Source organism: Flavobacterium sp., assembly GCF_041392005.1.
Taxonomy (GTDB): domain Bacteria; phylum Bacteroidota; class Bacteroidia; order Flavobacteriales; family Flavobacteriaceae; genus Flavobacterium.
Genome location: NZ_JAWKMX010000041.1, coordinates 1 through 8,025 on the forward strand (window position 1 = coordinate 1; position 8,025 = coordinate 8,025).

The window sequence follows — 8,025 nt, forward strand, 5'->3', positions numbered from 1 at the left end:
CAATAATGCATATTCACAGTAAATGACATTGTAGAGAATAACACTACAAAAGCCATTGCTAAAGACATTATTTTATGGAAAAATTGCTTCATATCTATTTGCAAAGGTATAAAATTTTAATCATTATCATTTTAATTAACAGTTTTTTTAAAAAAAATCACTTATATTAAAGTATAAAAACAATTAGTTAATTGAGTTAACTTTTAATAAATTTACAGTTCAAAAATATTAACGATCGCGTAAGCTGTTAATCTTGGAAATAGAAAACTAGGAATCTTCTAAACAAACCAATGAATTAATAGGCTTACGCCCGTGCATGATACTTGCGTGGGCGTAGTCTTCTGTTTGTTGGGTCTCCTAGTACCTCTATTTCGGTTGGCTAATGTCTCACGCATTTTATTTATGCATATTATGGAAGATTTAATCAAAAAAACTTACAAAGTTTTACAACCAGTAATTAATCAATTGTTGTTTGAAAAAACTAACAATCCTCATTTTAGGGAAGATAAAGTAAACCTTTCAGATAAGTTTTCTAATCTTATTAAAAAGAAACATAACAAATCATTTCTTAGAGAATCAACAAGTCATTCGGTAGAAACAATTATGAATATATTTTCTTCATTAGAAGAGAATGAAAGGTTGTCAATATTAAAAATTATGATGAGTGATTTAGAATTTAAAACATATATAATGTTTAAGTATTTAAGTGTAAATGAAAAGAGTATTGATAATCTAGAGATGCTACCTAATTTGGTTGATGAAGAAATAATAAGATATGGAAGAACTGGAAAGTTAAACGTATTTGTAGTACTCTATTTTGAAAATTTCTTTGAAGACATTTATAATTATAATTTTTCTGAACAAACTATTATTACCGAAAAAGAATATCAAGAAATTTTAGACCAATATTTACAAGCTAAAACATTAGTTTAAGTTTTATAGATTACTTTTAAATAATTCAATATGATTGACAGAACAACCCTTTTATCATTAATTAGTTGTCTTGAACTAAGACATACTATTGAAGAACATGAATTGTCTATAATGGAAAATTATTTATGGATTGAAACTGGAATTCGTGAAGAGTATCCGCTAACATTCCATCAATTAAAAACTTGGAATAAACTTAATAATTATTTAGTCATTAAGGCAAATACAACTTTAGATAGAGAAGCTGAATTATGGGGAAAAGGATTTCGAGGTAGAACGCATATTGAGATTGCAAATGCTGAAATTTGGGAACAAATTCAATTAGAAATAGGACCTCTTGAACTGTTTTTTGATGAAAATGTATTCACTTTTGAAGATTTAAACATTTCATTTATTAAAAATGAAACTGAAACAAATAGATTAAAACCAACTTATATAGAAACTACAGAAGCAGATATATTTGAAGAAATGTCAAATTATCTTCTCCCAAATGACGATGATTTAGATGATTATGACCTAGATAACAATCCAATGATTGAATCTAAGAGTTAGTTGTTTTTATCATATTAAATGAATAATGCTTTATCTTATTTGGTTTGGGAGTTGGATTAATTCGATTGTACTTTTTATTGTCATTACATCAAAAATCCCGGCTTTAGTTGGAATTAGTATTATTTTGCCATATCATTCATTTTTATTCCATTCTCTGTATGCTTTTAAAGCTTTTGGGTTATCTTTAAAAAAACTGTCTATATGAATAAAAACACTTTTCCTGCCTAGTTCAAATGCTTCTTCTTTAGCATTCAAATTTGTTCTAAATTGAAGATAATTAATTGAAATACTTATCATTATAATACTTAAGCATACAAGAAATGACAAACCTATCCAATTTGGAACATTATTTGACTTTGTTTTCCCATCTGTTTGAATTCTAAGTTTTTCTATATCGTGATTTAACTGCTTTAAAAATTGAGAAAAAATACTTTCAATTTTTGAGGAGTCTATTATAAGTTTTGTGTTATGTATTTTATTGGATTCTTCTTTAAGTTTTGAGATATTTTGTTCAAAAATTTTAATTTCATCCATTAATAATGCTGTGATTTCTTCTATTTTAGCCATAATTAAATTCTACGTTTATTTGTTTTAAAATTTGTTCTCCCTTTTTCCTCTTTATGTTTAATTAAATTGTTTATAGATAGACTTCTATGCACTTCACTTCCTTTAAATGATTTGTTTATAAATTCATATCTAAAGCCTTGCAGTTTACTCTTATTATTAATAACAGGTTTAACTTTTATTCCACTTTTTTCAAGTTCATCGATGTAGATACTACAATTTTTAATATCAAAAAAAGCAAAGGCTTCATCGTGTTTAACCTTAATAAAATTTCTAATATCCTTATCATTTTCAAGTTTTTCCTCAATGACTTCTTTAACTGTTTTTAGTCCTAATTTTAAAGCTACAATTTCAGCGATTTTCTGGGTTTTTTTACCAATAAAACTATCATTGTAAGCATTTCCATTGAAATCAATTCTATTAACATATAAGTGAATGTGCTTATGTTTCTTATCTTCATGCACAAAAGCTATTGATTGATGATTAATCAATTTCATTTCAGAGATAAAACATGAAGTAATTTTATTTAATTCTGTTATACTTAATTTTTCACCATCTTCTATAGTCGGACTAAGAACAAAACTAAAAGTGTTTCGTTTACAATTTGAGTTCATCGATTGAATGATTTTGAATTCATCGGTTACTTCAGTTGGAGATATACATGCTAAATTATTTTTAAATACAATTTGTGAGCGTTTTTCCTGATTCCATCCATATAGAATGGATGCTTTTGTATGTGATATAGATTTACCTTTACCTATCATTTTTGAAAGTTTTTTAGATGAGTTCTGATTTCATCTGCCAGTTCATTTACTTTTTGATGTAATAAAGGGTCTTTATTTTTAATTAAATTCCCTATACTTTTAAAGTTATTATGATATTTAATTAACATTTTATAAAATTCAATATGCTCTTGATTTAATTTTTCAACTATTGTTTTGTCAAGTGCTGAATTTCTACAAAAATCACTTACAGTTAAACCTGATTTTTGAGCTTTAATTTTAATTAACTTTTTATCAAAAAGAGAACATCTAAATTCGATTTTAACATTTTTCATTAATTCCTTTTTCTTTTGCGACCGAAGGGAGAAAAAGCAAGATTTGTCCTGACAAGGACACATCTTGAAAACTCAACGCAACGGTAAGTTTGTTAAATAGTCATTTAAGTCTTTAAAACCTTTATAAAACACCCTACAATCTTTTGCATTTTTGAATTTCTCTAGTGTCAACATCGTTTGTTGATTTCCTGCTTCATCATTATCAAAATACAGTTCGATTCCATCATATTTTGATAAAATTTCGTCACATCGATTGATTAATGTTAATGAATTAAGAACAAGAAAATCACTATCTAATTTGAAAGCATTTTTGAATGATAAGTAATCGAAGAAACCTTCAAAAACTCTTAATTTGTTTTTATAACCTTTTACCAATAGCGTGACATCTTTTTTACCAATACATATTTTAGAATATTTAGAACGAATTTCAAATCCGTCAGTATTATTTTTGAAACCAATACCGAAATACTTTTTATTATTAATTTGAAAATGAACTTCTTTTAAATTTGGTTCATCTTCATACAGGTAAATTTTTCTATTTTCTAGATATTCCTTTAAAGCGAAATGTTGAATATCAATTACTTTATTTATTTTAATTGTTGTATCTTTTTTAGCATCATTTTTCACTAAAGCTTTTTGCTTTTGAAAAGAAAAAATAGAAATTTCATCATCAAAATCTTCTAAAAAATGTAAAGTTTCTGAGATTGAAAAATGATACATTTCGATGATTAAATCGACTAAATTTCCTCCTTTTTGAATACCATGGTCATACCATTTATTTATTTTAGTATTAACTTTAAACGAAGATGTTTTTTCTTCACGGAAAGGACTTAAATACCAAGAATCATTACCTCTAATTTTTGAGGGTAAATGATTCAATTTTTGAAGTACAAATTCTATAGGAATTTGCTTTGCTTTTTCAATATTCATAGAAATAAAAAATTTTGAGTTTTTTTTGATGCAGTGATGCAAAACCCTGTAATTAATTGATTTTAAAAAACTTACCTTGCATCACTTCTGCATCATTGCATCAAACTATTTTCATTTTCTGCATCACTCTTGCATCAAAAAGGGAGTTTTTCAGGTTTGATGCAAATTTTGATGCAGACTAAGTTTTTGTTATTCAATACTTTAACCTATTCTTGCATCACTGCATCAAAAATTTTAGAAAAAAAATCTCGATTTATAGTATAAAATCTACCTCGCCTACCAATAGTTGTAAACTCTCCATGTGATAAAAGTTCGATTCCTTGATAAGATTTTGTGTTATTTTCAGGTTCTAAATTCCACTTCTTTAATATCATTCTTATTTCATTAGCAGAACCTATATACAACTTTGGATTATACTTTTTAAGCATTAGAAATATTTCTCCTGGAGCGAGATATAATTCCTCATCTTCAGTTTTATCAAAGCACTCATTAATAAATTCAATTAAGGCTAATTCAATTTTATTGTTACTGATTAAACGAAGCAAAGAATCGGTCATAATTTGTTCGCGAGTAAACCACATTCTTGTTTTTTGTTTACTCTTATATTCTCGAGTTAATAAGTATTTTAAGAAATAAGGAATTTCTTCTTTGAGTTTAGTCAAAAAGTGAACGTCTTCCGATTTTAAGGGTCTAACTTTTCTAATCCAAAATCGAATTTCTTCTTCGTCAATCTGAATGAAATTATCCTCATTATTGGAACAAAGTATAAACTTGGCAAAAAATTCAATTTCTTGTCTGTCTTTTCCTTTCGCTTCTACTTTATCCTTATCAGTTGTAGAAAGGTATTTTAAACGCTCTGTAATCTCTTTTCTATCAAAAAACACTTCATCAATAGCCACTAGAACCATGCTTGCCCAATCGCTATTAAATTGAGAACTAAAAGCATCTCCTTTGATGTATGTCATATTCAAACTAAAAATAGATTTCATCCATTTAATGAATGAACTTTTACCTGTAGCCCTTTCTTTACTTATCAAACAAAGAATTGGTAAAGTTTGAGTTGGTTTTTCGTAAAGTATTTTAATGTAATCTAATCCAAACTCATAATGTTCACCAAAAACATGACGAATAAAATTGAGAGAATTCGGAATATTATTTTCCAATTGTTGTAAAGTAAGTTTTTCATCTATTGGCTTTACATCAAGTTCATTATAGGTATTGTAAAAATTTTCAATAATTAAATTATACTCCAAATGGTTTGGAATACAACAAAAACCATCTAATTTTAAAATTTTCTCCAGGAATGATTTTCCGTGATCGGTAATAATGGTATCTCGATTCCATTTTACCATCACTTTTACCTTATCTCCTGAAATAAGTGGTTTATCAATAATTTTATAGTAGGATGTTCCTACACGAATATAGGGAATATCTAAATTCATAAATAATACAATTTATTCGTATATTTGTAGTTCATATACGAAGGTTAATAAATGAAAAAGACAAGCACAGAATGGCAGTTCTATGCTTGTCTTTTGTATTTTAAAGATTTCACTTCGTTCAAAGAATCAAACAGCTCTTCATGTCTGATTAACTTTCTTCTTCCTATAAAAGTAGCTTTTATATTACCTCTATTAATGTGGTTGTTAATAGTCTGCTTATCTACTTTTAAAATAGCAGCAGCTTCTTTTACTGTATAAAGTTTATTAGATAAGTCTTCTTTGGGTGTAGTCAAAATTTGTTTAACCATACCTTTCAATTCATTTAATTCTGAATGAATTGCTTCAAATGGATTTGTGTGTGTCATAACATTGCATTTTTAAATTCCTTGCAATGTTACACTTGGATATACTTTACATAACTTTATGTAGATTCAGATAAAGTAAATTTTATATGTAAAAATACTTTTTAAGAGTTAATATCCCTAAATTTTTCTTGAATTTCCTTAAACCTTTCGTAATGAAGTGAATGATTACAAACTTCTTTAATAGACTTTATTTTTGCTTTTCCATCCTTCCAAATAAATAAATTATTTGCCGTTTGACTAAAATGTGATTCAGAGAAATTATCAAACTCAAATGAACCATTAATTTGCCTTAATAATTCAGAATTGCTGATTTTTTTATCAAAAATATAGTATTGAACATATAAAAAAAGAATTGCAAAATCAGTTTTAGAATTTAAATTTAATTCAGAAATGACAAAATTAATTTTTTTCTTTAATTTTTTCTCAACCAATTCTTCATTAGTATAAGGCATTACCTTATCATGTGTTCCTAATTCAATCTCGATTTTTTTTACTGATCGACTTGGGTTAATCAAAATAATCTTTTTTATTAAGGGGATAATAAATAAAAAAGTAAGAATTCCGTATAAAAAGACATAATATAAATAATAAGAATTTTGGTCTCGGATATTCCAAAAATGAATTGAAGCAAATAAATAAATTAATGCTAATAAAAACATACTTGATTCCACATCAAATGAATTTAAATTTTTAGCAATTTTATCCTTTATCATACAACTTTCATTTTAAGTTCAACATTAAATACTTCCTCTACAGCTTCTTTAGTCTGATTATCATCAACTTGGTAATACTGATTTAAAGTTTTCATATCAGTATGCCCTGTGATTCTACCAATTAATTTATCACTTTTCCCTTCTCTTTTCATCATCGTAATGAAAGTTCTTCTAGCCGTATGAGTACTTATACGATTATAAAACTCTAATTCTTCCTTAATATTTTCTTTACCACGCGTAGTGATTTTTTGAACCTTATGATTATATTCTAATTCTTTAAAAACCTCTTTGATATATTCATTTTGCTTTTGGTTAGCTATTAAAGGGAGTTTAAAATTATACTTCTTCAAAATAAATTTTGATATAGTTGTCAACGGAATATTTCGAGCTGGTTTATTCGTGTCTTTATCTTCTTTTAGTAAAATTTCGGAATCGGTAACATTACTTTTTGAAATTAAAGACAATTCACCAAAACGCATTCCTGTAACACAGGCAAAAACAAACACATCCCTTATTTTTTCAAGTCTTTCGCTTCCAAAATCATGCTCCATTAATTTTTGCAAGTCTTCCAATGTTAAAGCAACTTGGTTCGTAATTACTCTCTCAACTTTTTTAAATTCGATAAAAGTGTTATTGAAAGTGTATTTATTTTTCATAGCCCAAAACATAAAAGTTTTGAACAGCCCTAGATTACGGGCATAGGTGTTGTTTATATGTTTTAAATCATCCATACAATAAGAGGTAAACTCTCGATGAAAAGAATGATTAATTGCACTAAAAGTTAGTTTGAAATTTCTTTTTTCTTCAAAGTTTTTTAAAATATTTTTGATATTATTATATCTTTTGATTGTTGCTTCAGACCATTCTTTCCCCTTTTTTTTCTCTTCCATAAATATATCATACGCATCGAAAAATATATTTTTACCTTTCAAGGTCTTTTTGAAAAAATCATCAAATTCTTTCTTTAAAATTTTTGAAGTGAGTGGTTCATTTATCCTTTTATACAAACTATCAGTTTCTAACAGTAAATCAGAATATCTCCCTATCTGCTTTTTAATAGTACTTGCGAATTTATCCTTTTTTTGCCCTTTTAAAATAGGACTATTTGTTTCAAAATTCCAATGAATTGGCAGTATTTTCTCACCTGTAGAATACACAAACTTCTTATTTTCTTCTTTAAAATAAGTCGCAAAAAATATTGTCGTTGGCTTGTCTGACTTCGGTTTATCTAAATAAAAAAAGTATTTCATGTAATAATTTTTACTGACAATTTAACTGACAGTTTTAATATATTTAGTTATAAAATTGAGATATAAACAAATATAAAAAAAAATTGTATATCTTTGTAAAACAGAGGTTTTTAACATTATAACAAATATTAGAAGATATAAAGTTCGATTCTCTCCGACTCCACAACAAACCCTGTAAAGCATTAATTTTACAGGGTTTTTAATTTACGGTTGCCGTTTTTG

General features: G+C 26.6%; 10 protein-coding genes. 2 read left to right on the forward strand and 8 right to left on the reverse strand.

All coding sequences use genetic code 11. The features are described 5' to 3' along the window. The first annotated feature begins 411 nt into the window (after nt 1-411). The gene (locus R2808_RS11230; protein ID WP_221258489.1) at nt 412-933 is read left to right on the forward strand and encodes a hypothetical protein; all 522 of its coding nucleotides are present in this window, start codon (nt 412-414) and stop codon (nt 931-933) included. Nucleotides 934-963: 30 nt separating this feature from the next. Beyond that, nucleotides 964-1,482, forward strand: coding sequence for a hypothetical protein (locus R2808_RS11235; RefSeq protein WP_221258490.1), 519 nt, complete (start codon nt 964-966; stop codon nt 1,480-1,482). A 132-nt stretch (nt 1,483-1,614) separates the two neighbouring features. On the opposite strand, the gene R2808_RS11240 is transcribed toward R2808_RS11235, so the two are convergent. From R2808_RS11240 to R2808_RS11275, 8 genes are all read right to left on the reverse strand, one after another. Beyond that, nucleotides 1,615-2,049 carry a DUF6730 family protein gene (locus R2808_RS11240; protein ID WP_221258491.1) on the reverse strand — a complete coding sequence of 145 codons (435 nt, stop codon included), beginning with the start codon at nt 2,047-2,049 and terminating at the stop codon, nt 1,615-1,617. 2 nt (nt 2,050-2,051) lie between these two features. After that, complete coding sequence (locus R2808_RS11245; RefSeq protein WP_221258492.1) at nt 2,052-2,810, reverse strand: relaxase/mobilization nuclease domain-containing protein; 759 nt, start codon at nt 2,808-2,810, stop codon at nt 2,052-2,054. Continuing rightward, nucleotides 2,807-3,103 carry a mobilization protein MbpA gene (gene mbpA, locus R2808_RS11250; protein WP_221258493.1) on the reverse strand — a complete coding sequence of 99 codons (297 nt, stop codon included), beginning with the start codon at nt 3,101-3,103 and terminating at the stop codon, nt 2,807-2,809. Before mbpA ends, R2808_RS11245 begins: the two co-directional genes overlap by 4 nt. Before the next feature lie 72 nt (nt 3,104-3,175). Further along, entirely contained in the window at nt 3,176-4,033 is an 858-nt protein-coding gene (locus R2808_RS11255) for a toprim domain-containing protein (RefSeq protein ID WP_371271109.1), read from the reverse strand. A 206-nt stretch (nt 4,034-4,239) separates the two neighbouring features. Further along, complete coding sequence (locus R2808_RS11260) at nt 4,240-5,475, reverse strand: primase-helicase family protein (RefSeq protein ID WP_371271110.1); 1,236 nt, start codon at nt 5,473-5,475, stop codon at nt 4,240-4,242. Nucleotides 5,476-5,555: 80 nt separating this feature from the next. After that, complete coding sequence (locus tag R2808_RS11265) at nt 5,556-5,840, reverse strand: helix-turn-helix domain-containing protein (protein WP_221258496.1); 285 nt, start codon at nt 5,838-5,840, stop codon at nt 5,556-5,558. 101 nt (nt 5,841-5,941) lie between these two features. Next, on the reverse strand, nt 5,942-6,553 hold the full coding sequence (locus R2808_RS11270) for a hypothetical protein (RefSeq protein ID WP_221258497.1): 612 nt from the start codon (nt 6,551-6,553) through the stop codon (nt 5,942-5,944). Then, nucleotides 6,550-7,803, reverse strand: a complete 1,254-nt coding sequence (locus R2808_RS11275; RefSeq protein WP_371271111.1) for a tyrosine-type recombinase/integrase — start codon at nt 7,801-7,803, stop codon at nt 6,550-6,552. The genes R2808_RS11270 and R2808_RS11275 overlap by 4 nt, the downstream gene beginning before the upstream one ends. Nucleotides 7,804-8,025 lie beyond the last annotated feature (222 nt).

What these genes read in the sequence shown, in the direction of transcription:
- R2808_RS11240 (WP_221258491.1), bottom strand. Translation starts at nt 2,049, where the DNA reads ATGGCTAAAATAGAAGAAATCACAGCATTATTAATGGATGAAATTAAA.
- R2808_RS11255 (WP_371271109.1), bottom strand. Translation starts at nt 4,033, where the DNA reads ATGAATATTGAAAAAGCAAAGCAAATTCCTATAGAATTTGTACTTCAA.
- R2808_RS11275 (WP_371271111.1), bottom strand. Translation starts at nt 7,803, where the DNA reads ATGAAATACTTTTTTTATTTAGATAAACCGAAGTCAGACAAGCCAACG.
- R2808_RS11260 (WP_371271110.1), bottom strand. Translation starts at nt 5,475, where the DNA reads ATGAATTTAGATATTCCCTATATTCGTGTAGGAACATCCTACTATAAA.
- R2808_RS11235 (WP_221258490.1), top strand. Translation starts at nt 964, where the DNA reads ATGATTGACAGAACAACCCTTTTATCATTAATTAGTTGTCTTGAACTA.
- R2808_RS11265 (WP_221258496.1), bottom strand. Translation starts at nt 5,840, where the DNA reads ATGACACACACAAATCCATTTGAAGCAATTCATTCAGAATTAAATGAA.
- R2808_RS11270 (WP_221258497.1), bottom strand. Translation starts at nt 6,553, where the DNA reads ATGATAAAGGATAAAATTGCTAAAAATTTAAATTCATTTGATGTGGAA.
- mbpA (WP_221258493.1), bottom strand. Translation starts at nt 3,103, where the DNA reads ATGAAAAATGTTAAAATCGAATTTAGATGTTCTCTTTTTGATAAAAAG.
- R2808_RS11245 (WP_221258492.1), bottom strand. Translation starts at nt 2,810, where the DNA reads ATGATAGGTAAAGGTAAATCTATATCACATACAAAAGCATCCATTCTA.
- R2808_RS11230 (WP_221258489.1), top strand. Translation starts at nt 412, where the DNA reads ATGGAAGATTTAATCAAAAAAACTTACAAAGTTTTACAACCAGTAATT.